General features: G+C 69.0%; 25 protein-coding genes and 1 tRNA gene. 9 read left to right on the top strand and 17 right to left on the bottom strand.

Features of this window, described 5'->3' with window-relative positions; all coding sequences use genetic code 11:
- Nucleotides 1-3: 3 nt before the first annotated feature.
- A complete protein-coding gene (locus ACIBG5_RS08905) occupies nt 4-471 on the bottom strand; it encodes a GatB/YqeY domain-containing protein (RefSeq protein ID WP_360442767.1) in 468 nt (155 codons plus the stop codon).
- A 32-nt stretch (nt 472-503) separates the two neighbouring features.
- Here ACIBG5_RS08905 and ACIBG5_RS08900 point away from each other — a divergent pair, with 32 nt between their 5' ends.
- Nucleotides 504-1,457, top strand: coding sequence for a metallophosphoesterase (locus ACIBG5_RS08900; RefSeq protein ID WP_396392025.1), 954 nt, complete (start codon nt 504-506; stop codon nt 1,455-1,457).
- Between the two features lie 9 nt (nt 1,458-1,466).
- A tRNA-Pro gene (locus ACIBG5_RS08895) sits at nt 1,467-1,543 on the top strand.
- Between the two features lie 59 nt (nt 1,544-1,602).
- On the opposite strand, the gene ACIBG5_RS08890 is transcribed toward ACIBG5_RS08895, so the two are convergent.
- Nucleotides 1,603-1,959, bottom strand: a complete 357-nt coding sequence (locus tag ACIBG5_RS08890) for a YciI family protein (RefSeq protein WP_360442773.1) — start codon at nt 1,957-1,959, stop codon at nt 1,603-1,605.
- 24 nt (nt 1,960-1,983) lie between these two features.
- Between ACIBG5_RS08890 and lipB the strand changes: the two genes are divergently transcribed.
- The 7 genes from lipB (at nt 1,984) to ACIBG5_RS08855 (ending at nt 7,214) form a co-directional block, all read left to right on the top strand.
- Nucleotides 1,984-2,613 (top strand): lipoyl(octanoyl) transferase LipB, encoded by a 630-nt coding sequence (gene lipB / locus ACIBG5_RS08885; RefSeq protein WP_396390967.1) that lies wholly within the window; start codon nt 1,984-1,986, stop codon nt 2,611-2,613.
- A gap of 18 nt (nt 2,614-2,631) precedes the next feature.
- Entirely contained in the window at nt 2,632-3,048 is a 417-nt protein-coding gene (locus ACIBG5_RS08880; RefSeq protein WP_396390966.1) for a hypothetical protein, read from the top strand.
- Nucleotides 3,041-3,742, top strand: a complete 702-nt coding sequence (locus ACIBG5_RS08875; RefSeq protein WP_396390965.1) for a carbohydrate-binding family 9-like protein — start codon at nt 3,041-3,043, stop codon at nt 3,740-3,742. The genes ACIBG5_RS08880 and ACIBG5_RS08875 overlap by 8 nt, the downstream gene beginning before the upstream one ends.
- Before the next feature lie 43 nt (nt 3,743-3,785).
- The gene (locus ACIBG5_RS08870; RefSeq protein ID WP_396390964.1) at nt 3,786-4,718 is read left to right on the top strand and encodes a tetratricopeptide repeat protein; all 933 of its coding nucleotides are present in this window, start codon (nt 3,786-3,788) and stop codon (nt 4,716-4,718) included.
- A gap of 122 nt (nt 4,719-4,840) precedes the next feature.
- The gene (locus ACIBG5_RS08865; RefSeq protein ID WP_396390963.1) at nt 4,841-5,629 is read left to right on the top strand and encodes a CoA transferase subunit A; all 789 of its coding nucleotides are present in this window, start codon (nt 4,841-4,843) and stop codon (nt 5,627-5,629) included.
- Between the two features lies 1 nt (nt 5,630).
- Nucleotides 5,631-6,260 (top strand): CoA transferase subunit B, encoded by a 630-nt coding sequence (locus ACIBG5_RS08860; protein ID WP_131361416.1) that lies wholly within the window; start codon nt 5,631-5,633, stop codon nt 6,258-6,260.
- A gap of 60 nt (nt 6,261-6,320) precedes the next feature.
- Nucleotides 6,321-7,214, top strand: coding sequence for a carbohydrate kinase family protein (locus ACIBG5_RS08855; RefSeq protein ID WP_396390962.1), 894 nt, complete (start codon nt 6,321-6,323; stop codon nt 7,212-7,214).
- On the opposite strand, the gene ACIBG5_RS08850 is transcribed toward ACIBG5_RS08855, so the two are convergent.
- From ACIBG5_RS08850 to ACIBG5_RS08780, 15 genes are all read right to left on the bottom strand, one after another.
- Nucleotides 7,171-7,851 (bottom strand): SDR family NAD(P)-dependent oxidoreductase, encoded by a 681-nt coding sequence (locus tag ACIBG5_RS08850; protein WP_396390961.1) that lies wholly within the window; start codon nt 7,849-7,851, stop codon nt 7,171-7,173. The two genes, ACIBG5_RS08855 and ACIBG5_RS08850, sit on opposite strands and share 44 nt — an antisense overlap.
- A gap of 454 nt (nt 7,852-8,305) precedes the next feature.
- Nucleotides 8,306-9,490: a glycosyltransferase gene (locus ACIBG5_RS08845; RefSeq protein ID WP_396390960.1), complete on the bottom strand. Its 1,185-nt coding sequence runs from the start codon at nt 9,488-9,490 to the stop codon at nt 8,306-8,308.
- Between the two features lies 1 nt (nt 9,491).
- Nucleotides 9,492-12,095, bottom strand: coding sequence for a glycosyltransferase family 4 protein (locus ACIBG5_RS08840; protein WP_396390959.1), 2,604 nt, complete (start codon nt 12,093-12,095; stop codon nt 9,492-9,494).
- The gene (locus ACIBG5_RS08835) at nt 12,092-13,393 is read right to left on the bottom strand and encodes a nucleotide sugar dehydrogenase (RefSeq protein WP_396390958.1); all 1,302 of its coding nucleotides are present in this window, start codon (nt 13,391-13,393) and stop codon (nt 12,092-12,094) included. The genes ACIBG5_RS08840 and ACIBG5_RS08835 overlap by 4 nt, the downstream gene beginning before the upstream one ends.
- A gap of 25 nt (nt 13,394-13,418) precedes the next feature.
- The gene (locus tag ACIBG5_RS08830; RefSeq protein WP_396390957.1) at nt 13,419-14,609 is read right to left on the bottom strand and encodes an acyltransferase family protein; all 1,191 of its coding nucleotides are present in this window, start codon (nt 14,607-14,609) and stop codon (nt 13,419-13,421) included.
- A 4-nt stretch (nt 14,610-14,613) separates the two neighbouring features.
- Nucleotides 14,614-15,666 (bottom strand): non-hydrolyzing UDP-N-acetylglucosamine 2-epimerase, encoded by a 1,053-nt coding sequence (wecB, locus tag ACIBG5_RS08825; protein WP_396390956.1) that lies wholly within the window; start codon nt 15,664-15,666, stop codon nt 14,614-14,616.
- On the bottom strand, nt 15,663-16,670 hold the full coding sequence (locus ACIBG5_RS08820) for a Gfo/Idh/MocA family protein (protein WP_396390955.1): 1,008 nt from the start codon (nt 16,668-16,670) through the stop codon (nt 15,663-15,665). Before ACIBG5_RS08820 ends, wecB begins: the two co-directional genes overlap by 4 nt.
- A gap of 1 nt (nt 16,671) precedes the next feature.
- Nucleotides 16,672-17,763, bottom strand: coding sequence for a DegT/DnrJ/EryC1/StrS family aminotransferase (locus tag ACIBG5_RS08815; RefSeq protein ID WP_396392024.1), 1,092 nt, complete (start codon nt 17,761-17,763; stop codon nt 16,672-16,674).
- Complete coding sequence (locus ACIBG5_RS08810; RefSeq protein WP_396390954.1) at nt 17,760-18,371, bottom strand: acyltransferase; 612 nt, start codon at nt 18,369-18,371, stop codon at nt 17,760-17,762. The genes ACIBG5_RS08815 and ACIBG5_RS08810 overlap by 4 nt, the downstream gene beginning before the upstream one ends.
- Nucleotides 18,368-19,558 (bottom strand): hypothetical protein, encoded by a 1,191-nt coding sequence (locus ACIBG5_RS08805; RefSeq protein ID WP_396390953.1) that lies wholly within the window; start codon nt 19,556-19,558, stop codon nt 18,368-18,370. Before ACIBG5_RS08805 ends, ACIBG5_RS08810 begins: the two co-directional genes overlap by 4 nt.
- A 4-nt stretch (nt 19,559-19,562) precedes the next feature.
- On the bottom strand, nt 19,563-20,336 hold the full coding sequence (locus tag ACIBG5_RS08800) for a hypothetical protein (RefSeq protein ID WP_396390952.1): 774 nt from the start codon (nt 20,334-20,336) through the stop codon (nt 19,563-19,565).
- Entirely contained in the window at nt 20,333-21,655 is a 1,323-nt protein-coding gene (locus tag ACIBG5_RS08795) for a glycosyltransferase (protein ID WP_396390951.1), read from the bottom strand. The genes ACIBG5_RS08800 and ACIBG5_RS08795 overlap by 4 nt, the downstream gene beginning before the upstream one ends.
- Nucleotides 21,652-22,770 (bottom strand): glycosyltransferase, encoded by a 1,119-nt coding sequence (locus ACIBG5_RS08790; protein WP_396390949.1) that lies wholly within the window; start codon nt 22,768-22,770, stop codon nt 21,652-21,654. The genes ACIBG5_RS08795 and ACIBG5_RS08790 overlap by 4 nt, the downstream gene beginning before the upstream one ends.
- 2 nt (nt 22,771-22,772) lie before the next feature.
- On the bottom strand, nt 22,773-23,561 hold the full coding sequence (locus ACIBG5_RS08785; protein WP_396390948.1) for an ABC transporter ATP-binding protein: 789 nt from the start codon (nt 23,559-23,561) through the stop codon (nt 22,773-22,775).
- A 16-nt stretch (nt 23,562-23,577) separates the two neighbouring features.
- Nucleotides 23,578-24,444, bottom strand: coding sequence for an ABC transporter permease (locus ACIBG5_RS08780; protein WP_360457004.1), 867 nt, complete (start codon nt 24,442-24,444; stop codon nt 23,578-23,580).
- Nucleotides 24,445-25,342: the final 898 nt, after the last annotated feature.

Raw genomic sequence — 25,342 nt, 5'->3', positions numbered from 1 at the left:
TGCTCAGGCGCCGAGCTGGCGCTTCACCTCGGCGGAGACGACGGCGCCGTCGGCCTTGCCCTTGACCTTGGGCTGCAGGGCACCCATGACCTTGCCGATGCCGCGCGGCCCGAGCTCGGCCGCGCCGGTGGCGGCGACAGCCTCGGTGACCAGGGCAACGATCTCCTCCTGGCTGAGCTGCTCCGGCAGGTACTCGGCCAGGATGTCCGCCTCGGCCTGTTCCTTGTCGGCGAGCTCGGCGCGACCGGCCTCGCGGTATGCGACCACCGACTCGCGGCGCTTCTTCGCCTCCGAGCTCAGGACGTCGACGACCTCGGCGTCGGACAGCTCCCGAGCCTCCTTGCCGGCCACCTCCGCCTTGGTGATCGCCGTGAGCGCCATCCGCAGGGTCGACTTGCGGATCTCGTCGCGCGCCTTCAGGGCGGCGGTCATGTCGTCGTGCAGGCGCTGCTTCATACCGGAGTTGGACATGACCAGCATTGTGGCAGGCTGGTGGAATGAGTTTGCGCGGGCTTGCCACCACCACCCTCAAGGCCACGGCGGTCGTCGGCGCCGTGGGAGCGGCCTGCGTCGCGTACGCGGCCGCCGTCGAGGTGCGCTGGTTCACACTGCGCAGGGTGACGGTCCCGGTGCTCCCCGAGGGCTCGGAGCCGCTGAAGGTGCTGCACCTGTCCGACCTGCACCTGATGCCGGCCCAGGAGCGCAAGATCAACTGGGTCAACGACCTGGCCGCGCTCGAGCCCGACCTGATCGTGAACACCGGCGACAACATCTCTCATGAGGCCGCGGTGCGGCCGCTGCTCCGGGCGTACGGCGACCTGCTCGACGTACCCGGGGTGTTCGTGTTCGGCTCCAACGACTACTGGAAGCCGCACTTCAAGAACCCGGGGAAGTACCTACTGCCCGCGCACAAGCAGCGGCACAAGCCACACGGCCCGGACCTCCCGTACGAGGAGATGCGGCGCGCGTTCACCGGCGCAGGCTGGACCGACCTGAACAATGCGAAGGCGACCCTCAAGGTCAACGGCCTGCGACTGGACTTCGCCGGCACCGACGACCCGCACATCAAGCGCGACCGGTACGACGAGGTCGCGGGCGAGGTGGACCCGACGGCCGACCTGTCCATCGGCGTCACGCACGCGCCGTACCAGCGCGTCCTGAACGGATTCGTCAGCGACGGCTATCCGCTGGTGCTGGCCGGCCACACTCACGGCGGACAACTGGCGGTGCCGCTGTACGGCGCGCTGGTGACCAACTGCGATCTGGACACGTCCAGGGTGAAGGGCCTGTCCACATGGGGCTCCGGCGACCGTCAGGCGGCCCTGCACGTGTCCGCCGGGCTGGGTACGTCGCCGTACGCGCCGATCCGATTCGCATGCCGGCCGGAGGCGACACTGCTGACCCTGGTGCCGCGGATAAACCCGATTTCGTCCCCACGGTCGGCGCATGTAAGCTAACGGCGACTTCGGGCTGTGGCGCAGCTTGGTAGCGCGCTTCGTTCGGGACGAAGAGGTCGCAGGTTCAAATCCTGTCAGCCCGACCACGTGGAAGAGGTCCCTCGTAGAGGGGCCTCTTCGCGTTTGAGGGGCACTCTTTTCGTTGTCAGTCTTCCGATGCTTCGGCGATCGACCGGGGCGGCCGCACCTTGACGAACTGCAGGTTGCCGGCAGGCATCATCCAGGTCATGACGTCGACCGCCAGCCGGCCGGCCAGCACCGCGGGATCGGCTTCCACGTGCGCGCGGGCGGTGGCAGCGTCCACCGACCAGATCGAGAAGCCGCGGTAGCGCTCGTCGTCCTGGTCGGTCAGCGGCCCGCGGGCCAGGATCAGCCCGCGCTCCTGCAGGTCGGCGCCGTGCGCGAGGTGCCGGTCCTGCAGGGCAGCCGCCTCGTCGTCCGTCATCAGCGGCGCGTCCGGTCGCAACGTCAGCAGGGTCACGGTGTAGCGGTCGAATCGCATACGTCGAAACGTACGCTGAAAGACATGCAGCGAGTGGATCTGGGCGAAGTGGACTACGAGGTCGCCGCGAAGGAGATGCGCGACTGGGTCGAGGAGCGGGTGGAGGGCAAGGCCGAGGACCGGCTGTTCCTGCTCAGCCATCCGCCGGTGATCACCTACGGACCGCGGACGTCGCTGGACGACCTGCCCGCGGAAGCGGCCGCGATCCCGTCGGTGGCGGTCGACCGCGGCGGCTTCGCGACGTACCACGGGCCCGGGCAACTGGTCGGGTACCTGGTGATCGACCTCAAACAGCGTGGGCCGGTGGACATCGTGCGCTGGCTCGAGAACGGGCTGATCGAGGCGCTCGGCTCGCTCGGGTTCCCGCTGGTACAGCGGGAGACGCCGAAGGGCGCGAGCAGCCTGGTCGGCGTGTGGACCGAGGACCACCGCAAGCTCTGTTCGATCGGGATGCGGATCCGCCGGGGTGTGACCAGCCACGGGTTCTCGGTCAATGTGGATCCCGCCATGAACGTCTTTCACACATTCACGAGTTGCGGGCTGCACGACGTCACGATGGTCTCCCTGGCCGAACTCGCCGCCGAGCGCGGCGTACCCACACCGACGGATGCCGAGGTGCGCGATGCGATCGCCCACTCCCTGGGGGCCGGCTGATCCCGATAACCTGCCGCAATGAGCTCCGAAGACGACGAGGACCGGTACGACGCCCCGCCGTTGCCGCCGCTGCTGATCGTGGCGGTCGTCGGGCTGCTGTGCGGGTTCGCGACCGTCGGGCTGGTGTGGCTGAGTGAGCGCGGCTGCGAACGGTTCCGCGACACCACGAACTGCGGCCCGCTGGGCTTCCCGCTGCTGGTGCTGATCGTGGTGGTGACCATCGTCCTCGGCGGTCTCGCCCTCAGCCGGCTCGCGCTGCCGCATGCCCGGCTGATCGCCTTCCTCGGGGTCGCGTTCATGCTGATCCTCGTGATCGCGTTCCAGTCCGGGAACCTGTCGTCGCCGTGGACGCTGGCCGTCGTCCCGGCACTCACCACGATCACCTTCCTGCTCGCCAATCTCGTCGCCCGACTGCTGGAGCGTGCTGATGCCTGACCTGCCCGTCTACGACTGCCCGCGGACGCCGGCCGCGCCGAAACTCGACGGCACCCTGACCGATCCCGCCTGGGACGTCGCGCCGTGGACCACCGACTTCGTGCCGATCACCGGATCCGGCCCGGCGCCGCGCTACCAGTCCCGGGCCAAGCTGATGTACGACGACGAGTACCTGTACGTCGGCGGGCTGCTCGAGGAGCCGCACGTGTGGTCGACGATGCGGGAGAAGAACACCAAGCTCTTCCACGAGAACAACTTCGAACTGTTCCTCGACCCGGACGGCGACGGGCAGAACTACTACGAGTTCGAGATCAACCCGCTCGGCACGATCTGGGAGCTGACCCTGCCGAAGCCGTACGTCGACGGCGGCGTACCGGTGGACCCGACGAACCTGCCCGGCCTGCGCACCGCGATCCACGTCGACGGCACGGTCAACGACCCGTCCGACACCGACATCGGGTGGTCGGTGGAGCTCGCCGTACCGTGGGCCGACCTGGCGTCGTACAACGCCGGCCGGGCGACCCCTCCAAACGCGGGCGACGAGTGGCGGATGAACCTGATGCGCTGCCAGTGGCCGCACGAGGTGGTCGACGGGACGTACGTGAAGGGAACCGACCTGGAGTTCTGGGTCTGGTCACCGCAGTACGTCGAGGACATGCACCTCCCGGACCGATGGGGCGTATTGCGTTTCTGACCCGGTGACGTGGGGTTACCACCCGCGAGGGACAATCAGGTACGTGAACTCAGGGGGCTCAGGCGGTCTGCACAGCCTTGAGGCGGACCAGGTCGTCAGCGCGATCGAGCGCGCTTGCGAGAGCGACCTGCGCACCGCCCTCCGGCTGGTCGCCCGGTACTCGGCCTACTGGTGGTCGCGCGGGCTCCAGGACGAGGCCGCCGCGGCCGCGGAGCGGGTGCTCAGCATGCTCGGACGCAGCGTGCCGGTCGGGCTGGACGAGGAGTACCTGCTGGCTGTGCTGCACGGTGCTGCATCGGCCGAGCAGGAGCAGCTGGAGCTGGCCCAGCAGATCGTGGCGGCGACGACCGGACCCTTCCGGTACTCCGTGACCGTGCTGCTGTGGTCACTCGTGTTCGGACCGTTCGAGTCGGCCGAGCTGGTCGAAGAGGTGCTGGAGCGGAACGAGGGCGGTGACGCCTGGGCGCGGGCCGCCGTCGAGCTCTGCCGCGGGTATCCGGGACTGACGGCGGAGACTCCGGATGAGGCGGCTCAGGCGCTGCGAACGGCGCTCGGGCGGTTCCGGATGCTCGACGACGCTTGGGGGATGTTCCTGGCGGTCGGCGCGCTCCGGCAGACCGTGGACGAGCCTCTGGACCTGACCACCGAGTCTCTGGCTCTTGCGGAGCAACTCGGCCTGGACGAGGAGGTCGGCGTACTGCTGTGTCAGCGCGGCGACCTCTATCGACGGCTCGGCAAGCTGGAAGACGCGCGGGACGACTACAGCCAGGCTCTGGACGTCAGTGAGCGTGCAGACCTCCCCGAGACCGCCGCCGCGGCCCGCATAGGCCTGGCCCGCACCGAGCGTCTGTGCGGCAACCTCCCGGCCGCCCGAACCCACCTCTCGGCCGTCCTCCTGTTCCCGGAGCTGGAGGACGCCCACTTCGAGGCGGTGCACGAGCTCGCCGTACTGAACGCCTCCGAGGCATCCGCATAGCACCCGACCACATGTCCGGGTGGTACGGCGGCACATCTGTGGTCGCGGCCACATCGCGGGAGTCGTCCCCTGCTGGTTAGAGTCGGGAACGACCCAGCTCAGACATGCAACGGAGCAGCCTGATGGACAAGACGTACGACTCACCGCAGGCCGCGGTCGACGACATCGGCGACGGCGCGAGCCTCGCGGTCGGCGGCTTCGGGCTGTGCGGCAACCCGATGGAGCTGATCACCGCCCTGCACGACAAGGGGGTGAGCGGGCTCAGCGTGGTCTCGAACAACTGCGGCGTGGACGACTGGGGCCTGGGCATCCTGCTCGCGGACAAGCGGATCGCCAAGATGACATCGTCGTACGTCGGGGAGAACAAGGAGTTCGCCCGGCAGTTCCTGACCGGTGAGCTCGAGGTCGAGCTGACCCCGCAGGGCACCCTGGCCGAGAAGCTGCGGGCCGGTGGCTGCGGGATCGCCGCGTTCTTCACCCTGGCCGGGGTCGGCACCCAGGTCGCCGACGGCGGGCTGCCACAGAAGTACAACCCCGACGGCTCGGTCGCGAAGGCCTCGGAGCCGAAGGAGACCCGCGAGATCGACGGTACGACGTACGTGCTGGAGGACTCGATCACCACCGACTTCGGGCTGGTGCACGCACTGAAGGGCGACACCCACGGCAACCTGGTCTTCGACCGCAGCGCGCGCAACTTCAACCCGCTGGCCGCGATGGCCGGCCGGGTCACCATCGCCTCTGTCGAGGAGCTGGTCCAGCCTGGTGAGCTGGACCCGGACGAGATCCATCTGCCCGGTGTCTACGTCCAGCGGGTGGTTGCGGTCGGCAAGAACATCGAGAAGCGGATCGAGAAGCGCACCGTCCAACCCCGCGAGGCGTACGAGGCCGCGCGCGAGAAGCTGGAGGCCTGAGATGCCACTCACCCGTGAGCAGATGGCCGCCCGCGCCGCCTCCGAGCTCGAGGACGGCTCGTACGTGAACCTCGGCATCGGCCTGCCGACGCTGGTCCCGAACTACATCCCGGACGGCGTCACCGTCGTCCTGCAGAGCGAGAACGGCATCCTCGGCGTCGGCCCGTACCCGGTCGAGGGCGACGAGGACCCGGACCTGATCAACGCCGGCAAGGAGACCGTGACGACGCTACCGGGAGCCTCGTTCTTCGACTCGTCGCTGTCGTTCGGGATGATCCGCGGCGGCGCGATCGACGCGGCCATCCTGGGCGCCATGCAGGTCTCGGCCAAGGGCGACCTGTCCAACTGGATGATCCCCGGCAAGATGGTCAAGGGCATGGGCGGTGCGATGGACCTGGTGCACGGCGCCAAGAAGGTGATCGTGCTGATGGAACACGTCGCCAAGGACGGCTCGCACAAGATCCTCGAGGAGTGCGACCTGCCCTACACCGGGCGTGGCGTGGTCAATCGGATCATCACCGACCTCGCCGTACTGGACATCACCGAGGACGGTCTGCGGCTGGTCGAGCTCGCCGACGGCGTCACCTTCGACGAACTCCAGGCCAAGACCGGCGCGCCGATCAAGCAATGAGTGTGTTCAGCTCCTGAAAGACACCTGTGATCGTGGGCGAAAGTCGGGTATACGGGACGGGTGGAGCTGGATGTGTTTGTGATCGGCGGGGTCGGGATCGACACGATCGTTCGCGTGCCCGGGCTGCCCCTGGACGACGTGGAGACGATCCACGTCGAGCCGGTCGAGTCGTACGTCGGCCACACCGGTCACGGCGTCGCGCTCGGATGCCACCTGCTCGGGCTGCGGACCGGGCTCGCGGACGTGATCGGGGACGACGAAGAGGGCTACCGGATCCGCAAGCTGTACGACGACCTCCGGCTGCCACTGCAGGTCGCGTTCCATCCCAGCGGCACCCGGCGTTCGGTCAACCTGGTCACCCCCGACGGCCGGCGCCTGGCGCTGTACGACGGACGCCACCCGGCCGGACTGCAGGTCGACCCGGACCTGTGGCGGACGAGCTGCGCCCAGGCCGAGCACGTCCACGTGTCGATCATGGACTTCGCCCGGCAGGCGCTGCCCGACGCGCTCGCCTGGGGCTGCTCGATCTCGACCGACCTGCACGACTGGGACGGCCGCAACGACTACCACAAGGATTTCGCCACCGCCGCGGACATCGTCTTCGTCTCGACCAGCGCGCTCACCCTGGATGCGGTCGACTGGATCCTCGCCAAGGGCCGCGCGCGGCTCGTGGTCGCGATGGCCGGGGCCGACGGCAGCTACCTGCACTTCACCGACCGGCCGCCACAGCACGTCCCGGCGGTCGAGCTCCCCGACCGGCCCGTCGTCGACACCAACGGCGCCGGCGACGCCTACGTCGCGGCGTTCCTGGCCCGTTGGCTCGACGGCGTGGGCTGGTACGACGCCGCCGTCGCCGGATCGATCGCGGGCGCCTGGGCCTGCGGCTCCCGCGGCACCCACACGGATCTGATCACGGCCGAGGAGCTCGCTGCTCGAAGTGGAGCGCTCGGATGAAACAGTCGCGCGGTTGAGCAACCGCGAACATCACGCAGTCGACCACTGATTGCGCGGTCAGGGTGGCGCCGGTCTCCCGGGGTCCGTCCTGGACGAAATCCGGTGGGAACAACGAGATCACCCGGATCCCCTCGGGCCGCAACCGCTCGGACAGGATCTCGGCGTACCCGGCCTGGGCATGCTTCGCGGCGTAGTACGCCGCGTGGGCGGCCGAGCGATGCTGTCCGGGCTCCCCCGTGGCGGAGACCAGGTTGACGATGTCCGGGCGTTCGGAGGCTCGCAGCAGCGGCAGCATCCGCTCGGTGAGCAGCACGGTCCCGGTCGCCACCCCGGCGATCGTGTCGGCGATGTCGGCCGGGTTCGCGACTGCGCTCAGGTAGCGGGCACCGCTGTTCACCAGGATGTCGAGACGATCGATGCGGAGCGCATCGATCGACGTCGGGTCGGCGAGGTCGAGTACGGCGGAGGTCGCCGTACCACCGGCGGCGCGGATCAGGTCGACGGTCTGGTCCGCCGCGGCCTTGGTCCGGGCGGTGGCGAGTACCTCAGCCCCGGCCGCCGCGAAGGCGAGAGCGAGCGTCCGGCCGGTGTCGCGGCCGGCCCCGGTGACAAGAACGCGCTGTCCGCTGAAAGTCATGCGCCGGATGCAACCACCTCAAGCCGACTGGAGGTCAACCGCCCACAACGCTCAGGTCGCGCGTCGTGCCCCGAACCGCCGCGTTCCAGGCGGAGTACAGGCGACGGGCCGAGCCTCCGATGGGACCGACGGCGGCGAAGACGGCACCCCGGCTCGCCGGGCGCGCGTTCTCGACGGCGTCCTCGGCCTGCTCCGGACTGTCGATCGTCGACGAGCAGACGTGGAGTTGGGCCCGATCCGCTCGCTTGCCCCCATCCCGACCCGCACACGCTCGTGGGTCAACCCACCTCAGCCCGGGTTGGCCAAGCGCACACGGCTGGCCAACCCACACGCTCGTGGGTCAACCCACCTCAGCCTGGGTTGGCCAAGCGCACACGGCTGGCCAACCCACACGCTGGTGGGTCAACCCACCAGAGCGGGCGGCGGCGGGGCGTGCGACGGAGAGCGTTCGTGGTCAGCCTGGGCGGCTGACGAGCTCGGCGTACGCCGCGACCAGGTGGGCGGAGTCGGACTCCCAGTTGAGGTCTGCGGCTGCTGTGCGGACTCCCTCGGCGTACGTCGCGTAGTTCTCGATCAAGGCGCGGACGGCGGTGGTGAGGGAGGCCGGATTGCCTGGTTCGTAGAGGGTGCCGAGTTTGTGGGCCGTGACCACGGCGCGCATTTCGGGGAGGTCGGCGGCTACGACGGGAACACCCGCCCGGACCGCGTGGAAGAGCTTGTTCGGCAGGGCAAGGCGGTGGTTCTCGCAGGTGTTGGTGAGCGTGACCAGCGAGATGCCGTACGACCGGAGCGTGTCGTCGACCTCGTCGATCGAGCGTTCCGCCACGGTCTCCACCGGCCCGAGATCCAGGCGGTAGTTGGGATCCACCGACCCCATCAGCACGGTCCGGAACGGCGCCAACTGACGCGCGGCAGCCACCACGGTCGGCAGATCACGACCCGCACCGATGCGACCGGCGTACAGCAAACCCTCCGGCGCGTCCGATGGCGGCGGTACGTCGTCCGCCCGCGGGAACGTGTTCCGTACGACGCGAACGTCGCTCAACCCACGTTCGCGCAACCGGGCTGCGATCCCGTCCGACACGGTGATGACGACGGACGCCTTACCAGCAAGGGAAACCTCGAGCTTCCGCCCCCGCGCCCGCCACAACGGCGTCGGCCGCCCGGGCAACGCGCGATCGAACCACAGCTCATGTGTGTCGTACACCAGCTTGGCCGACCACTTCCCGGCGTACTCGGCGGCGAGCTCGAGGGTGTTGAAGTCGTGCGCGTGCACGACCTCGAACGGACCCGCCGCGGCCACTCGCGGGGCCGCGGCGGTACGCCACTGCTTCTCGGTCCGATTGCGGTGCTCCGGCAGCAGCAACCACCGGCCGAACCGCTGGACCAGGACCTTCGGCCCGTTCCGGCCGTGGCCGACCGCGAGGCCGCCGTTGCCGGCCCGCAGTCCGGCCGAGCGGGAGACCGACTCGACCGTGACGCCCGGCCCGACCTCGCTGTGTTGTTCTTCCAGCCAGGCATTGGGTACGTCGCGGCCGATGATGTGGATCGTGTGCCCCGCACCGGCCAGCGCGGTCGCCTCCCGCAGGATGCGCGAGTCGCCGGCGATCGGGGACTGCGCGATCATCAGAACCCGCATGTCACCTCTCGCCGGTGATGAAGGGCCGCAGCACCTCGACCGACCTGCGGCCGTCGTGCAGCTCGCGGACGTACTCCGGCGCGGCGTCGGCGACCTTGCGGGCCGGGTCGCGCTCGGAGATCAGCCGCTCGATCACCTCCGACAGGTCGTCCGGGTTGGCCTCCACGATCGGCAGGCCGGTCGGCAGCAGGTCGCGGACCGGGTCCGCCACATGCCCGACGGTGACCCGGCCGGCCGCCATCGACTCGCAGGCGAAGACGCCGTACGACCCGAGCAGCAGCTGGTCGACCACGATGTCCGCGCTGCGCACCATCTCGGCGAGCTCGGAGTGCGGCAGACCCTGGACCCGCTGGTACTTGATCAGGCCCCGCGCATCCAGATCGGTGAGCACCGGGTCGACGTACGCCGATCCCTTCAGCGCACTGGCCGACGGCGCGTGCAGCACCACCGGCACCTCCCGGTCCAGCACCGGCTGGGTCGACGCGAACTCGTCGACGTCGACGGCCAACGGCAGCCAGATGCTGTTGTCGACGAACTCCAGCAGGTCCGGAGTGGTGACGTACACCGGACCCTCGTAGTCATCCAGCTGAGTCCGCAGCAGGTCGTTCGCCGACTGCAGCCGCTGGCTCAGCTCGTCGTCCGGGTCGCGGAACGGCGAGTACTGGTACTTGGCCCGGTGCAGCGACGGGTCACGAATCTCCGACCCGTGGAAGATCAGGCCGTGCTTGATGCCGGCCTGCTCCAGGATCGGGATGTCGATGTTGAACATCTGCCCGCGCTGCTGCCCGAACATCGGCCGTCCGGCCTCGAGCAGCACGTGGGTGACCTCGCGCAGCACGTACGCCGTGAGCTCCAGCTGCCACCGCAGATCGGACCGGTACTGCCGGTACGACCCGGTGCGGTGCACCCGGAAGTCGAACGCGCCGCTGCCCGTGGTGAGGGACTCTGCGACGAGCCCCGGCACCTCACGCTCGAGCGCGGTCGCCCACAGCCAGGCCTGACCGGCACTGTTGACCGGACCGATCAGCAGACGCTTCTGCTTCTTCTCGACCCGATCACCGGGCTGGACCCGCTCCAGCCTGCGGCCCACGAGTTCGCCGTACAGGCCGCGGAGCTTGTCGGCCTGCCCGGCCCAGGAGACCTCCTGCTGGTACCCCGGATCCGCCACTTTCTCGCGGTAGCTGTCCAGGTCACCGAGGACCATCCGCACCTTCGACGCCAGGTCGTGCGCGTCCGCCGCGACGAACACCTCGCCGATCCGGGTCCGGTCGACGAACTCCTTCATGCTCGGCATGTCGCTGACCACCACCGGCAGCCCGGCAAAGGCGTACTCGAACAGCTTGTTCGGCAGCGCCATCTCGTGGCTCGGGTACCGCAGGATCGGGATCAGGCCGACGTCGGCGGTGCGCAGGAACGCGACCACCTCTTCCGGCTCGACCGGATCGAGGCAGTGCAACCGGTCCTCGACGCCGAGGTCCGCGGCCTGGGTCTGCAACTCCTTGACCGCGTCGGTCGCGACACCGGGCACACACACGATGGCCAGGTGCACGTCCGGCAGGTCCACCAGGGCCCGGACGGCGGTGTGGATGCCACGGGCCCGGGTGACGCCGCCGCTGTAGACCAGCAGCGGCACCTGGGACGCCAGACCGATCCGGCTGCGGATGTCGGACACCTCGACCGACACGTCCGCCGGGTTCGGCGTGTTCATGATCACCGTCGGCTCGCGGTCGAGGTGGTGATCCTTCGTCAGCGTGCGCGCGATCGCCGGGCTGACCGTGACCACCCGGTCCACTGCATTGATGTACTCCGCCTCGTGGTTCGCCCAAGCCGCGATCGAGCGGCGGGTCCGGGCGCCGTACTGCGACAGCCCGGCCACGTACTCGTGCGCGTCGTAGACGACCTTCAGGTCCTTGCCGCGGAGATTCGCCCGGCCGGCGGCGCGAGCGGCGACGCCGATCACGTGCATGTCGTGCGCGTGCACCACATCGGGCTCGAGCCGGTCGATCAGGTCACCGAACGCGAGCTCCAGGTCCAGCGCCTCGGGGTGCAGCTTGCGCCACGGTGCCGGCCAGGGCATCCGGTGGATCACGCCGTCGTACGCGCGCCAGCCGAACTTGAACGGCACGTCGACCTTGTTCCCGACGCCCTTGCGGACCCAGGTCGCCTTCCGCGCCGCCTGCCACCGCGAACGGCGCAGCAGCCGGCCGCCGACGCCGAGCTTGTACTTGATCGGATTGCCCTTGCCCGCCTTGGCCGCGGCGATGGCATGCCCGGAGTCCGCCTTGAGCTCCTGCAGCCCGGCGTCGATCCGCTGGTCGCGGGCGACGTACGTGCCCTGGTACCGGTAGCCGGCGAACGGCGGCCGCCAGTCCCGGCGGGCCTTGCGGCTGCGCTTGCGTTCCTCGCGCAGACTGAAGGGAACCGCCACCCGGACGATCAGCGCGCCGTCGAGCATCTCCCTCGACGGCAGGCCGCTGGCCGAGACACCGAGCACGGTCACCTCTGCTCCGGTCTCGGCCAGCGCTGCGGCCTCCTTGCGGACCCGGCTGTCGTTGGTGACGTCGTTGGCGACGATCATCACGACCCGCAGGTCGGCATGTGTCACTGGCTGACCGACCTTCCGATCACAAGCCGGCGCACGCCCGCCCACCGGGCCGGGTTGGTGCGGTCACGACCGTCGACGAGCACCTTGACGCCCGGCAGCTCGGCCGGGGTCAGCTGCGCGTACTCCGGGTGGTCGGCCTGCAGCACCGCCGCGTCCACCGGCGTGCCCAGCGCGTACGGCGTGAAGCCGAGCTGCTGCAGCTCCTCGTCGGTGTACAGCGGGTCGTGCACGGAAACCTCCGCACCACGGGACTTCAGCGCCTCCACGGCCGGGAAGACCCCGGAGAACGCCGTCTCCTTCACACCGCCACGGTATGCCGCACCGAGCACGACCACCTTGGCTCCGGTCAGGTCGCCGTACGCGCCCTCGAGCAGGCCGACGGTGTACTCCGGCATGCCGAGGTTCGCCTCGCGGGCGGCCCGGACCACCGTGGCCTCCGGGTCGGTCCACAGGTACAGCCGCGGGTAGACCGGGATGCAGTGGCCGCCGACCGCGATACCGGGCCGGTGGATGTGGCTGTAGGGCTGCGAGTTCGACGCCTCGATCACCTGGTGGACGTCGATGCCGTTCTGGCCGGCGAACCGGGCGAACTGGTTCGCCAGGCCGATGTTGACGTCGCGGTAGGTGGTCTCGGCCAGCTTCGCCAGCTCGGCCGCCTCGGCCGACCCCAGGTCCCAGACGCCGTTGCCGCGCTCGAGGTCCGGACGGTCGTCGAAGTCCAGCACGGCCTCGTAGAACGCCGTGGCGCGCTTGGCGCCCTCCTCGGACAGGCCGCCGATCAGCTTCGGGTACTTGCGCAGGTCCGCGAAGACGCGGCCGGTCAGCACCCGCTCCGGCGAGAACACCAGATGGAAGTCCTGGCCCTCGGTGAGACCGGAGATCTCCTCGATCATCGGCTTCCACCGGTTGCGGGTGGTGCCGACCGGCAGGGTGGTCTCGTAGCTGACCAGAGTGCCGGGGCTGAGGTGCTCGGCCAGCGACCGGGTGGCGTTCTCCATCCAGCCGAACTCCGGCTCGCCGGTCTCCTCGTCGACGAACAGCGGCACGACCACGACGACGGCGTCGCTGTTCGGGATGGCGTCGGCGTAGTCCGTGGTCGCCCGCAGGCGGCCGTCGGCCACGGTCTCGGCCAGCAGTTCGGCCAGGTGGGCCTCACCCGGGAACGGCTCTTGGCCGGCGTTGACCAGCTCGACGAACTTCTCGTTGATGTCGACACCGACGACCTGATGGCCCTTGGCCGCGAACTGGACCGCCAACGGCAGTCCGATCTTGCCTAAGGCAACAACACTGACACGCACAGGAACTCCACTAGGTAGTGATTCTTCATCGGGGGCCTCGCAGCTTCCGTTCCAGCGGATGCTCGACGAACTTGTACATCAGCCACGAGGCGAGGATCGAGAGGGCGCAGACACCGGCGTACCAGGTCAGGTTGAACCAGCCGGCCCTGCCGACCGGACCGTAGATCTCCACGATCGCGTACAGGACGGTGGCGTGGATCAGGTAGAAGGAGTAGGACCATTGGCCGAGCGCGACCAGCGGCTTGCTGCGTAGCCAGGACCTGCCGCCGCGGGTGTCGCGGATCGCGACGGCGAAGATCAGGAAGCCGTACAGCAGGGTCAGGATCTCCTTCTGGGTCAGGCCGATGGTGATGCCGAAGGGGACCTTGGCCGGGTGCTCGCCGGAGTAGTACAGGGTGAACAGGCCGAACCCGGCGACCAGGAACGCGAACCAGACCGGGATCCGCGGCTTCCAGCCGGACCGGAGCGTGATCGCCAGCGCGATGCCGAACAGGAACGACGTCGAGTGCAGCACCGGTTGAGGGAACACCGGTATGACACCGGGGAAATGGAACAACGAGAGCCGGTAGGCTCCCGAGACCACGAGGATGGCCACACAGAAGATCAGGCCACCGGTCACCTTCAGCCTGGCCGTGGCCCGCTGCACGAACGGGTGGTACGCGTAGAAGAACGCCTCCACCGACAACGTCCAGGACGCCGGGTTGCCGCCGTACAGGATCGTCGGATCGTTCGTCCAGCCGTGCAGCAGTAGCACCGACAGCAGCAGCACGGTGAGCGAGATCGGCTTGATCCAGGGCATGTCGGCCGGCGGATCGACCCGGTAGAACACGAAGAAGGCCGCGATCAGCGCGACGATGTGGGCCGGCCAGATCCGGGCGAACCGGCGCCGGTAGAAGGTGCGGATCTTCGTCCCCGGCTGGGCCGACCAGGTCAGCACGAAACCGGACAGCACGAAGAAGAACGTCACCCCCGACGTGCCCCACTTGAGGAAGTCGAAGATCGGCAGCGGCGCCAGGTTGGACATGTGGTGGCAGAACACGAAGAACGCCGCCCACCACCGCAGGCCGGTCAGCGACTCCACCCTGGGCAGTCGCTTGCGTGGCACCTCCGGACTGGAGACACCGGTATCCGCCGTGACGTCGGCAACGGCCGACGCCGGGGACTGGGTCCCCGGCGCTGGCTGTTGGCTCTGGTCTTCCTCGGCGGCCTTCGTCATATGTCTACTCCGCGAGAGCGGAGACGACCCGGCCTGCGGCGTGGCCGTCTCCGTAGGGCATGGGGCGGTTTGATGCCGGGACAGGCCGGGCGGCCAGTCCGGGCAACTTGCTCACGTCGGATGTCAGGACGTTCCAGCCGTCGTCCAGGGTCTCCACCCACTCGGTCTCGGTGCGCAAAGTGGTGCACACCCGGCCGAGCAGGAACGCCTCCTTCTGGAGACCACCGGAGTCGGTCACCACACCGGCCGAGCCGAGCACGGCCGCGACCATCTCCGGGTAGGCCAGCGGTTCCCGGACGTGCAGCGAACCGTCCGGACGGTCGAGCTTGATGCCGTACTCCGCGCAGCGCGCGACCAGCCGCGGATGCGCGAGCAGCAGCACCGGTGCACCAGCGGCCGCGAGACCGTCGATGATCGCCGCCAGCCGCGCCGGGTCGTCGGTGTTCTCGGCCCGGTGGATGGTCGAGACGACGTACTCGCCGCGCTTGAACGGCAGGTCCAGCGGCTTGTCCTGGACCGCGTCGCGGACCCGGAAGCACACGTCCGTCATCACGTCTCCGACCAGCCGCGCCTTGTCCGTCAGGCCCTCGTTGGCCAGGTGGTCCATCGCCACCTGGGTCGGGGCCAGCAGGATGTCGGCCGCGTGGTCGGTCAGGACGCGGTTGTGCTCCTCCGGCATCCGCCGGTTGAACGACCGCAACCCGGCCTCCAGGTGCGCCACCGGCAGGTGCATCTTCACCGCCGACAGCGTCCCGGCCAGCGTCGAGTTGGTGTCGCCGTACACCAGCACCCAGTCGGGCTGGTGCTCGTCCAGTACGGCGTCCATCGCGGCCAGCATCGCGCCGGTCTGGACACCGTGACTGCCGGACCCGACGCCCAGGTGGACGTCCGGGTCCGGGATGCGCAGGTCGGCGAAGAACACGTCGGACATGTTCTTGTCGTAGTGCTGCCCGGTGTGCACGATCACATGCTGGTGCTCGGTGGCGGCGAATGCCTCCGCCACCGGCGCCAGCTTGACGAACTGTGGTCGTGCCCCGACGACACTCAGGACCTTCATGACTGCGCGAGCTCCTGGGCGACCTTGATGGTGCGGTCCTCGGCGGCGGACTGGATCACGGCCTCGGCGACGACGACGGTCTGCAGACCCTGCTTCAGCGTGACGATGTCGGTCTCCTTGCCCAGCACCGCGTCCCGGAACGCCTCGTGCTCGGTGCGCAGCGGCTCCGGCTTGCTGATCGCGTACCGGATCATGTCGCCCTCGCTGACACCGCGGAAGTGCGCGACGTCGTCCCACGCGGTGGCGACCGTGCCGTTGGCGTGGAAGGACAGATCGGCCAGCAGCGTGTCGGCGATGAACGCGCCCTTCTCACCGGTGACGACGGTGAGCCGCTCCTTCATCGGGGACAGCCAGTTGACCAGGTGGCTGGTCACGGTGCCGTCGGCAAGCTTGCCGGTCACCGCGATCAGGTCCTCGTACTGCCGGCCGGACTTGTGCGCGCTCTGTGCGGACACCGCGATGAACGGCGACTGGGTCACCCAGGCGGTCAGGTCGATGTCGTGGGTGGCCAGGTCGAGCACCACGCCGACGTCGGCGATCCGGGCCGGGAACGGGCCCTGGCGGCGGGTGGTGATCTGGTAGATGTCGCCCAGCTCGCCGGCCTCCAGCCGCACCCGCAGCGCCTGCAGCGCCGGGTTGTACCGCTCGATGTGGCCGACCGCGCCGATCACGCCGGCCGCCTCGAACGCCTTGGCGATCTCGGTCGCCTCGGCCGCGGACCCGGCCAGCGGCTTCTCGATCATCGCGTGTACGCCGGCCTCGGCCAGCGGCTTGGCGATCTCCGAGTGGTACTGCGTCGGGACGGCCACCATGCAGTAGTCGATGCCCTCGGCAATCAACTGCTCGATGTTCTCGTGCACCGGGCGACCGCCGGCCACGCCGAACTTGTCGCCACCCGGGTCGGCGACGGCGACCAGGTCGACGCCCTCGAGGGAGGCGAGCACGCGGGCGTGGTGGCGCCCCATCATGCCCAGGCCGATCAGTCCGGCTCGCAGGTTCGCCATCTCACGCACCAGCCTTCGCCACGGTGTTCACCGCGGAAACGATCCGGTTCAGGTCTTCCTCGGACAGCGAGGGGTGGACCGGCAGCGAGAGCACCTGCGCCGCGGCCTTCTCGGTCTCCGGCAGGTCCAGCTCGCGCTGGAACGAGGGGAGCCGGTGGTTCGGGATCGGGTAGTAGACACCGCAGCCGACGCCGTACTCGGTGCGCAGCGCGTTCGCGAAGCCGTCGCGATCCTCGGTCACCCGGATCGTGTACTGGTGGTAGACGTGCGTCGCCTCGGCGGCCACGGCCGGTACGGCGACACCCTGCAGGTTCGCGTCCAGGAAGGCCGCGTTCTCCTGCCGCTGCTTGGTCCAGCCGGTCAGCTTGGTCAGCTGCACCCGGCCGATCGCGGCGTGCAGGTCGGTCATCCGGTTGTTCAGGCCGACCAACTCGTTCTCGTACTGCTTGAGCATGCCCTGGTTGCGCAGCAGGCGCATCCGGCGCTCGATGTCGGCGTTCGCGACCGAGTTCATGCCGCCCTCACCGGACGTCATGTTCTTGGTCGGGTACAGGCTGAACATCGCGAACTCGCCGAAGCCGCCGACCTGCGCGCCGTCCCAGGTCGCGCCGTGCGCCTGCGCGGCGTCCTCGTAGATCTGGATGCCGTGCTTGTCCGCAATGGCCTGCAGGGCGGTCATGTTCGCCGGGTGACCGAACAGGTGCACCGGCATGACGGCCTTGGTCTTCTCGGTGATCGCGGCCTCGACCGCGGCCGGGTCCAGGCAGAAGTACGTCGGCTCGATGTCGGCGAACACCGGGGTGGCGCCGGTCAGCGCGACGCTGTTCGCGGTCGCGGCGAAGGTGAAGGACGGGACGATGACCTCGTCACCCGGCCCGACGCCCGCGGCCAGCAGGCCGAGGTGGAGACCCGACGTGCCCGAATTCGTCGCGACGCAGGCTCGGCCGGAGACGAGCGCTGCGCCGAACTCCTGCTCGAACGCCGCCACCTCGGGGCCCTGGGCAAGCATGCCGGACTGCATCACCCGGTCGACGGCCTCGCGCTCCTCCTCCCCGATGATCGGCTTCGCGGCCGGAATCGGCTGCACCATCAGTTCTCCTCCATGTCTTCATCGGCCGGCCGTAGCCGTCCGTCGGTTTCGATGTACGTCTCGCCCGTGGCCGGGCACTTCCACTCGCCGTTCCCGACGTCGAGCAGCGGAACTCCGGCCTTGCCGACCCACTTGATCCGGCGGGCCGGAACCCCGGCGACCAGCGCGAAGTCTGGCACGTCCTTGGTGACCACCGCACCCGCGGCGACGGTGGCCCAGCGGCCGATGGTGACCGGCGCCACGCAGACGCTGCGCGCACCGAGCGAGCAGCCTTCCTTCATCGTGACGCCGACCGGCTCCCAGTCGTGCCCGCTCTTCAGTGAGCCGTCCGGGTTCACCGCGCGCGGGAAGTAGTCGTTGGTCAGCACCACGGCCGGACCGATGAACACGCCGTCCTCGAGCGAGGCCGGTTCGTAGACCAGGGCGTTGTTCTGGATCTTGCAGTTCTTGCCCATCCGGACCCCGGTCCCGACATAGGCGCCGCGGCCGACGATGCAGTTCTCGCCCAGCACCGCGTTCTCGCGGATCTGGGCCAGATGCCAGATCGACGAACCGTCGCCGATCACGGCGCTGTGGTCGACGTCGGCGGTGGGCGCGATGCGGGACGTCACAGGGTCTCCTTCGAAGTGAGCCAGGTGGTGAGTGCTTCGGCCGACCGGCTTCCGTCGTGCAACTCCGCCACGTAGCCGGGGCCGGCGGCCGCCCACTCGGCGGCGGCGTCACGATCGGCGATCAGGCCCGTGACGACATCACCCAGGGTGTCTGGATCCGCCTCCACGATCGGCACCTCTCGTCCGGTCAGACTACGAACCCGGTGGCGCACGGCGTCACCGACGTACGACACCACAATCCGCCCGGCGGCCAGTGCTTCCGCGGCGGCCACGCCGTACAGGCCGATCCGAAGTTGGTCGACAACGATGTCGGCGTCGCCGATGACGCTCGGCATCCGATCGTGCGGTACGCCGGTGATGCGTCGGTACTCGATCGCGCCGGACTCGTGCAGCCGGGTCAGTACGGCATCGATCTCCTCGGTGCCCTTGAGTTTCGCGTTCGACGGGACGTGCGCGACGACCGGTCGTTCGCCGGTGAACAGCGGGCGGGCCGCCTGCTGCCAGCGCGTCGCATCGATCGCCACCGGCAACCATCGCGCGTCCGGTACGTCGTCCAGCAGGTCGACCGTGGACACGAACACCGGCAGGCCGAGGCTCTCGACCAGCTCGGCGTGCCGACGGGCCTGCGTCTCCAGGCGCTCGGTCAGCTCGTCACCGGGGACGAACGGCGACCAGCGCTCGCGCTTCGCGTGCCGGCTGGGCAGCCGGATGTCGGAACCGTGGAAGAGCAGGGAAACGTTGATGCCGGCATCGACCATGGTCGCGATGTCGGGCGACGCGTCCGGGAAGCCGCGGGCACCGAAGATCGGGCGCAACGACTCCACCATCACGTGCGTGTACGAACCGACGACGTGCTGCTCCTGGGCCCGCTGCCAACGCGGCTGGCCGAACCAGGCGAGCGGTACGCCGTAGTCGTGGACGAACTGGAACTGCGCCTTGCGCTGCAACGTGAACGAGACGGCGGCGCCGACCCCGGGGATCGTCTGGGCGGCTTGGGCCCAGGCGTGCCCCTGACCGGCGGAGTTGGTCGGTCCGACCAGCATCCGCACGGGGGTCGTGGCCACCGGCGGGAACGCCGGCAGTTGCGCGAACGAGTAGCGCACACCACGCAGGCGCCGCCGGACCGCTCCAGCGGTCCGGGCGAGTGGCGCCGGCAGGTGCTCGCGGATCGAACGCGTCACCGTCATCGTGTCATCCATTACCTGCAGCGGCCTTTGTCGTGGCCTTCAGCTGATCCAGCTCGCGGCGGGCGGCCGGAAGACCGAGGACGACCGGGACGCTGCCGCGGCGCTGGCCGAGGTTCCAGCCGGCCCAGATCGCACCGGCGTCGAGGGCGATGACGACATCCGCCTTCTCGATCGTGGTCAGTACGTCGCGACGGCCGTCGATCCGGCCCCAGTACGTCTTGCCCAGGTCCTTGCCGGCCCGGTTCCCGCGCAGGAACTTCACCGGCGCCGACGTCTTGATTGCCTTAGGCAACACCTTGCCCGCAACCTTGCGAGCCTTCCGATACCGCCACCCCAAAGCCTTCCGAACCCGCGTGATCCCCACAGGCCGCGCCTCCCCCGCACCCCGAGAGGAGGCAGCAGCGCCCGCCGGGGTGGTGGAGGCAGCTTCATCTTCCGCCGCATCGGCGGGGAGCGCAGCCGCAGCAGGTGCGACCTCGGCCTCACCGACCACGGACTCTGGCTCGGCGACGGCCTCAGGAGCGATGACCGCGTCCGGAGCCTCCTCGACCGGATCGGCCTCGGCCAGCGGATCCGACTCGAGTTCCGGGGCTGGGGCTTTGGGCATCCGGCCGGGCCCGATGAGGGTGAAGGTGTGGACTCTGTCGGCGACGTAGCCCGACGGCGGCATCCAGGCGATGACGTCGAGCGACAGCTCCTGGTTGCCGAGGTCCTCGCGGACAGTGTCGAAGTACGTCGGCGGAAGGCGCCGGGTGCTCAGCAGGACGACGGTCTTCACGCCGCCACCCCCTGCACGGATGCGGCCAGCGACTCGATCCGCGGATCCAGCTGCAGATCCCGCCGGTACGACGCACCGAACTCACGCGCCTTCGCCCGGATCCCCTCGTCCGCCGTCCGGGCCGCGTGCGCCGCCTCGATCAGCGCGTCCGCGATCGCCTCCGGCGTCACGTCCGTCACCGGGAACCACAACGGATGACCACGCAGTACGTCGGACGCCGCGTTCTCCGGGTCGTGCACGGACACGATCGGCAACCCGGTCGCCAGGTACTCGAACACCTTGCCGCTGGTCACGTACCGCCCCTTGCCCAGCATCAGCAGCTGGACGTCGAACTCGTCGTACGCGCGGGCGATCTCTGCCTTGCCGACCGGACCTTCGTAGCTGACCCCGTCGTCGGTGGCCTTGTTGATCGTGGCAAGCATGTCGGCGCGCGGCTGGGCGTAGTACCCGAGATAGCCGTAGATCTTCGCCTTCGCGCCGGCCAGCTCGCTGGACTGCGAGCGGGCCAACTGCCAGCCCTCGACGAACTCGGTCAGCGGAACCTTCGGCGACACGGTACCGACGTACCCGAAGGTCAACGGCCGATCGCCGGCCGGACCGCGGTCCGTGGTGTCCGGCACCAGGTCGGCGTCGAAGCCGTTGGAGACCGTGTGCATCTTGTGCGCGTGCGCCGGGTAGAGCTTCTCGTGCCAGTCCCGGATCGGGTCGTTGACGAACCAGATCTCGCGCGCGGAGTCGACCAGCTTCTTCTCCCAGCGGGCCGCACGACTCTTCGGCTCGTGCAGCCGGTCACCGGTGAACACGTCCAGCAGCCACGCGTCGCGGTAGTCCATCACGTACGGCACGCCGTACTTCTTGTGCAGCAGGTACGCCGGGGTGAACGCGACGTTCGGGTTCGCGGTGGCGACCGTCAGGTCGACCTTGTGCGCCTTGTGGATCCGCTCCGCGGCCTTCTCGATGACCGAGCGCCACGGCCCGTACCCGGTCTCCGGGAACGGCACGTGGTCCTGCTTGGTCCGCCACTTGCTCCAGACCTTCGGGTTGAGGGCACGGCGCTTGGACCACCGGCGCAGGTCGGCCTCGAGGATCGGCCAGTCGAACGGCACCCGGACGACCTCGATGGACGGGTCGACCCGCTCCTCCAGGGTCAGGTCGGCGCCGGTGAACCGGTGGAAGGTCTCGCGATCGGCCGTCAGCACCGTCACCTTCCAGCCGAGCGCGGCGAACCGGTTGGCCGTGGCCAGGGCCCGGTAGACACCGCCTCCTCGACAGGGCGGAAAGCCCCAGGCGACATACAGCATGTGTGGGCGGTCCTTCATGCACTTCCTCTTAGCAAGTTGAGAATCGCGTCGGCCAGTTCGTCGTACGGCGTGGTCGCGGGCAGATGGTCGGCCGCCCACTGAAGCGCGTGGTCGCGCAGTTTCTCCAGCTCACCGGGATCCGCGGACCAGCGCTGCAGGATCTCGGACGCCTCTGCCACCGAGTCCACCAGGACTCCGCCACCGGACTCCTCGATCACCCTGGTCTGCCGGGGCAGCCGGGTGGACAGGACGGGAAGACCGCTGGCGAGGTACTCGTAGATCTTCGACGGCATCGCTTCCACGAAGGCCGGTGTCGGTTGCAGCATCGCCAGGCCGGCCCAGGCACCCTGGGTGAGCCGCCACGCGTCGGCCGGAGGCTGGCGCCCGTGCAACCGGACCCGGCCGGCCAGATCGGACTGCTCGATCCGGGCCTGAAGCTGGTCCCAGTCCGAAGGCGCCACCGGGCCGACCAGGTCGAGTGACCAGTCCGGCGCCGCGGCGACGGTCTCGACCATGTCGAACAAGCCACGGCTGGCCCGCAGGTCCCCGATGTACACGGCCCGCGGCTGGCCCCAAGGCGGCGTCGGGGCCAGGAACGGCACGTAGGGGAGGTTCTGGACGACCAGCCGCCGCTTCGCCTCGTGCGGGGCCAGATGCGAGTCGGCGACGACGGTCAGGTCGGCGCCGGCGGCCAGCTTGGAACCCGCCCGGACGATCAGCCGGGCCGGGAGGCCGGCCGGTCCCCTCGCCCAGGCCCGGTCGGCGAGCAGCAGGTCGTAGTCCTCGTGAACGTCGGCAACCATTTTGCGACGGCGCAGGCTGGTGACGAGACGGGTGACCGGGATCATGTCCGGATCGACCGTCATCACCACCTTCGCCTTGGTCCGCCACGGCAACACCGCGGTCCGGGCCATCCGCTGGACCAGGTTGCCCCGAGGACCCGCGTGGACGACCGCGCCGACCGGCCCGCCTTCGGCCTCGCCCAGGCCCCACAGCTCGACGCTCAGGCCCCGGTGGTGCAGGGCCGCCGTGATCTTGTGCAGGCGCGCGTCGGCGACGTCGTGACCGGTCGTGATGATCCCCACGTCAGGCGCCGTACTGCGTGACCCGGCGTGGGGCCCGGCATTGGGCATGGTCAGAGGTCCTCGAGAGAGACGGATTCCTTCTCACCGACCTGGAGGAACTTGGTGTACGCCGTGATCACCTCGTTGGGCTCACCGCGCATCATCACCTTGCCCTTGTGCAGCCAGATGCAGTCGTTGCACAGGTCCCGGACGCTGCTCATCGCGTGGCTGACCAGGAACATGGTCCGGCTGTTGGTGACCAGTTCGTTCATCTTGGCCGCGGCCTTCGTCTTGAAGGACGCGTCGCCGGCCGACAGGGCCTCGTCGATCAGCAGGATGTCCGGGTCCATGTGGACCGCGACGGAGAACGCCAGCCGGCTGAACATGCCGGACGAGTACGTCCGCATCGGCATCTCCATGAAGTCACCGAGCTCGGCGAACTCCGCGATCTCCTCGTACCGCTCCTGGATCGCCTTGCGGCTGAGGCCAGCGGCCAGTCCACCGAGGACGACGTTCTCGCGGCCGGACAGGGCCGCGTTGAAGCCGACGCCCAGCGACAGCAGGGTGCTGACCCGGCCGTGCACCTCGATCCGGCCCGAGGTCGGCGGCAGGATGCCGGCGATCGACCGCATCAGCGTCGACTTGCCGGCGCCGTTGGCACCGATGATGCCGATGGTGGTGCCGTGGTTCACGTCGAAGGAGACGTTCTGTACGGCCTTGACCTCGCGGATCGCCCGCTCGCCGCGGCCGAACCGGACGATCGCGCTCTTGAAGGTCGGCACCCGCTCGAACGTGGTCCGGTAGGTGATGGACACGTCCTGCACCTTGACGGCGGGCGCGGCCGGCTCGGTCTTCTGCATCGATTTCTTCTCAGCCTCAGAGACGGACAACGAACTCACGCTCCCTCGACATGAAGAACAACGAGCCGACCACGGCGGCGAGGACCGCCCAGAACCCGGCTCCGACCCACATCTTCAGCGGCGGGATGTCACCGCGGACGAGCAGGTCGGTCCAGCCGCCGATCAGCGAGTAGAGCGGGTTGTACTGGATGAAGCCCTTGAACCTGGCCGGTGCCTGCTCGGCGAACCACAGCACCGGGGACAGGTACAGCCAGATCCGGACGAAGTACGGCAGGAAGGACGTCGTGTCCCGGAAGTACACCTGCAGCGCGGCGAAGACCATGCCCATGCCGGCTGCGAAGAACGTCAGCATGATCAGGAACGCCGGCGCGAGCAGCATCGGCCACCGCAGCGGCTGTCCCATGATCAGGTGGATCGCCAGATACACGACCATCGTCGGCAAGAAGCGGAAGAACGCCGTCCGCAACGCGGCCAGCGGCAGCAGCATCCGCGGGAACGACATGTTCATCAGCAGCTTGCCGCCGCCGACGACACTGGTCGCTCCGGCCGTCATCGCACCGGAGAAGTAATAGAAGACGAAGAGGCCGCCACACATGTGCACGAACCGCTCCGCGCCGCCGGTCTTGTTGGCACCGCCCGCGATGATCTCCGTCAGCAGGTAGTAGACAGCCGCCAGGAGCAACGGGTTCAGCACCAGCCACACCTGTCCGAAGAAGGTGTTGGTGTTGGCGGCCCGGATGTTCGTCCGGGACATCTCGGCCGCGAACTCCCGCCGCTGCCACAGCGCCTTGAAATAGGGACGCAACGGCGGCAGGCCGACCTTGTGCGGTTCGTACACATGCACCGACGGGTTGAACTCCTCGTCGACGCTAGTCGCGTTCATTCAGGCGACGCCTCTCTCTGCCGGAAGTCGAGTCCGCGCCGACCGAACTCCTGCCGTTCGCAGCCACGCAGACCGGGAGCAGAGTAGCGGACCGGGCACTTGGCCGACGACACGGTGGTCCTCCATAGTGAGCAACGACGTACAGACAGCTACCAACGTCGCGCCCGACTGGGTGAACCACTGGAAGAAAGTCGTCCGTCGCCGATCGTTATCGGGAATATACATTTGACAACCTGCGACGGCCAAAACGCCTTCCAGGGCATGCAATCGGCGCGCGACCCATGCTCACCAAGCACTCTCGCGAAGCACTCTCGCGAACACCAGAGAGCAAAATCAAATCGCGGTCAATTCCCCTGTACGACGTCCGTCGGGGCACCGAAGTTCACACCGGCGGCGTGATATGCCGCACCACGACACCAGTGGTCTGGACCGGTGTCAGCCGGCGGTGGGCCCCAGGCGGTGCTTCCTGGCCGGGGCGAGCCGGACGGGGGACCCGAGGTCCCCGCGCGCTATGGACAGCCTCACCATCCACGGAGCTCCGCTCGGCACCTCCCGGGGCCCGGGCCGTGTCAGGGGCGACACGACCGCAACCGGCGATCCGGTGACCCGTCCGCGCTGGGCGGAGACGGGACGGGCGGAGACCGGATCGGCAGGCACGATGACCAGGGCGGCGGTCATCGCGCCGTGGGCACGTCCCCGGATCGGCTGCGATCGCCAGCAGGTGCGCGCAGCAGACGTCGAGACGGACCCGAGGCCGGTGACGGAAGACACTGCCCGGCAGCGTGACCCAAGGACGGGGAGCCACGACCGGACACTGGGGACGGCAGCACCACAGCGAGCGGCGGAACGGGGCGGAACCGGTCGCATCGGCGCTTCTCCTCCTCATCGGCCTCACGAT

This window comes from Kribbella sp. NPDC050241 (assembly GCF_044459685.1).
In the GTDB taxonomy this organism is placed as follows: domain Bacteria; phylum Actinomycetota; class Actinomycetes; order Propionibacteriales; family Kribbellaceae; genus Kribbella.
The sequence above is the reverse complement of the archived record's forward strand: the minus strand, read 5'-3'. Positions and strand labels throughout refer to the sequence as shown.

What these genes read in the sequence shown, in the direction of transcription:
- ACIBG5_RS08805 (WP_396390953.1), bottom strand. Translation starts at nt 19,558, where the DNA reads ATGACGGTGACGCGTTCGATCCGCGAGCACCTGCCGGCGCCACTCGCC.
- ACIBG5_RS08860 (WP_131361416.1), top strand. Translation starts at nt 5,631, where the DNA reads ATGCCACTCACCCGTGAGCAGATGGCCGCCCGCGCCGCCTCCGAGCTC.
- ACIBG5_RS08820 (WP_396390955.1), bottom strand. Translation starts at nt 16,670, where the DNA reads ATGGCGAACCTGCGAGCCGGACTGATCGGCCTGGGCATGATGGGGCGC.
- ACIBG5_RS08790 (WP_396390949.1), bottom strand. Translation starts at nt 22,770, where the DNA reads ATGCCCAATGCCGGGCCCCACGCCGGGTCACGCAGTACGGCGCCTGAC.
- ACIBG5_RS08785 (WP_396390948.1), bottom strand. Translation starts at nt 23,561, where the DNA reads ATGCAGAAGACCGAGCCGGCCGCGCCCGCCGTCAAGGTGCAGGACGTG.
- ACIBG5_RS08830 (WP_396390957.1), bottom strand. Translation starts at nt 14,609, where the DNA reads ATGACGAAGGCCGCCGAGGAAGACCAGAGCCAACAGCCAGCGCCGGGG.
- ACIBG5_RS08850 (WP_396390961.1), bottom strand. Translation starts at nt 7,851, where the DNA reads ATGACTTTCAGCGGACAGCGCGTTCTTGTCACCGGGGCCGGCCGCGAC.
- ACIBG5_RS08865 (WP_396390963.1), top strand. Translation starts at nt 4,841, where the DNA reads ATGGACAAGACGTACGACTCACCGCAGGCCGCGGTCGACGACATCGGC.
- ACIBG5_RS08880 (WP_396390966.1), top strand. Translation starts at nt 2,632, where the DNA reads ATGAGCTCCGAAGACGACGAGGACCGGTACGACGCCCCGCCGTTGCCG.
- lipB (WP_396390967.1), top strand. Translation starts at nt 1,984, where the DNA reads ATGCAGCGAGTGGATCTGGGCGAAGTGGACTACGAGGTCGCCGCGAAG.
- ACIBG5_RS08875 (WP_396390965.1), top strand. Translation starts at nt 3,041, where the DNA reads ATGCCTGACCTGCCCGTCTACGACTGCCCGCGGACGCCGGCCGCGCCG.
- ACIBG5_RS08780 (WP_360457004.1), bottom strand. Translation starts at nt 24,444, where the DNA reads ATGAACGCGACTAGCGTCGACGAGGAGTTCAACCCGTCGGTGCATGTG.
- wecB (WP_396390956.1), bottom strand. Translation starts at nt 15,666, where the DNA reads ATGAAGGTCCTGAGTGTCGTCGGGGCACGACCACAGTTCGTCAAGCTG.
- ACIBG5_RS08795 (WP_396390951.1), bottom strand. Translation starts at nt 21,655, where the DNA reads ATGAAGGACCGCCCACACATGCTGTATGTCGCCTGGGGCTTTCCGCCC.
- ACIBG5_RS08845 (WP_396390960.1), bottom strand. Translation starts at nt 9,490, where the DNA reads ATGCGGGTTCTGATGATCGCGCAGTCCCCGATCGCCGGCGACTCGCGC.
- ACIBG5_RS08890 (WP_360442773.1), bottom strand. Translation starts at nt 1,959, where the DNA reads ATGCGATTCGACCGCTACACCGTGACCCTGCTGACGTTGCGACCGGAC.
- ACIBG5_RS08905 (WP_360442767.1), bottom strand. Translation starts at nt 471, where the DNA reads ATGTCCAACTCCGGTATGAAGCAGCGCCTGCACGACGACATGACCGCC.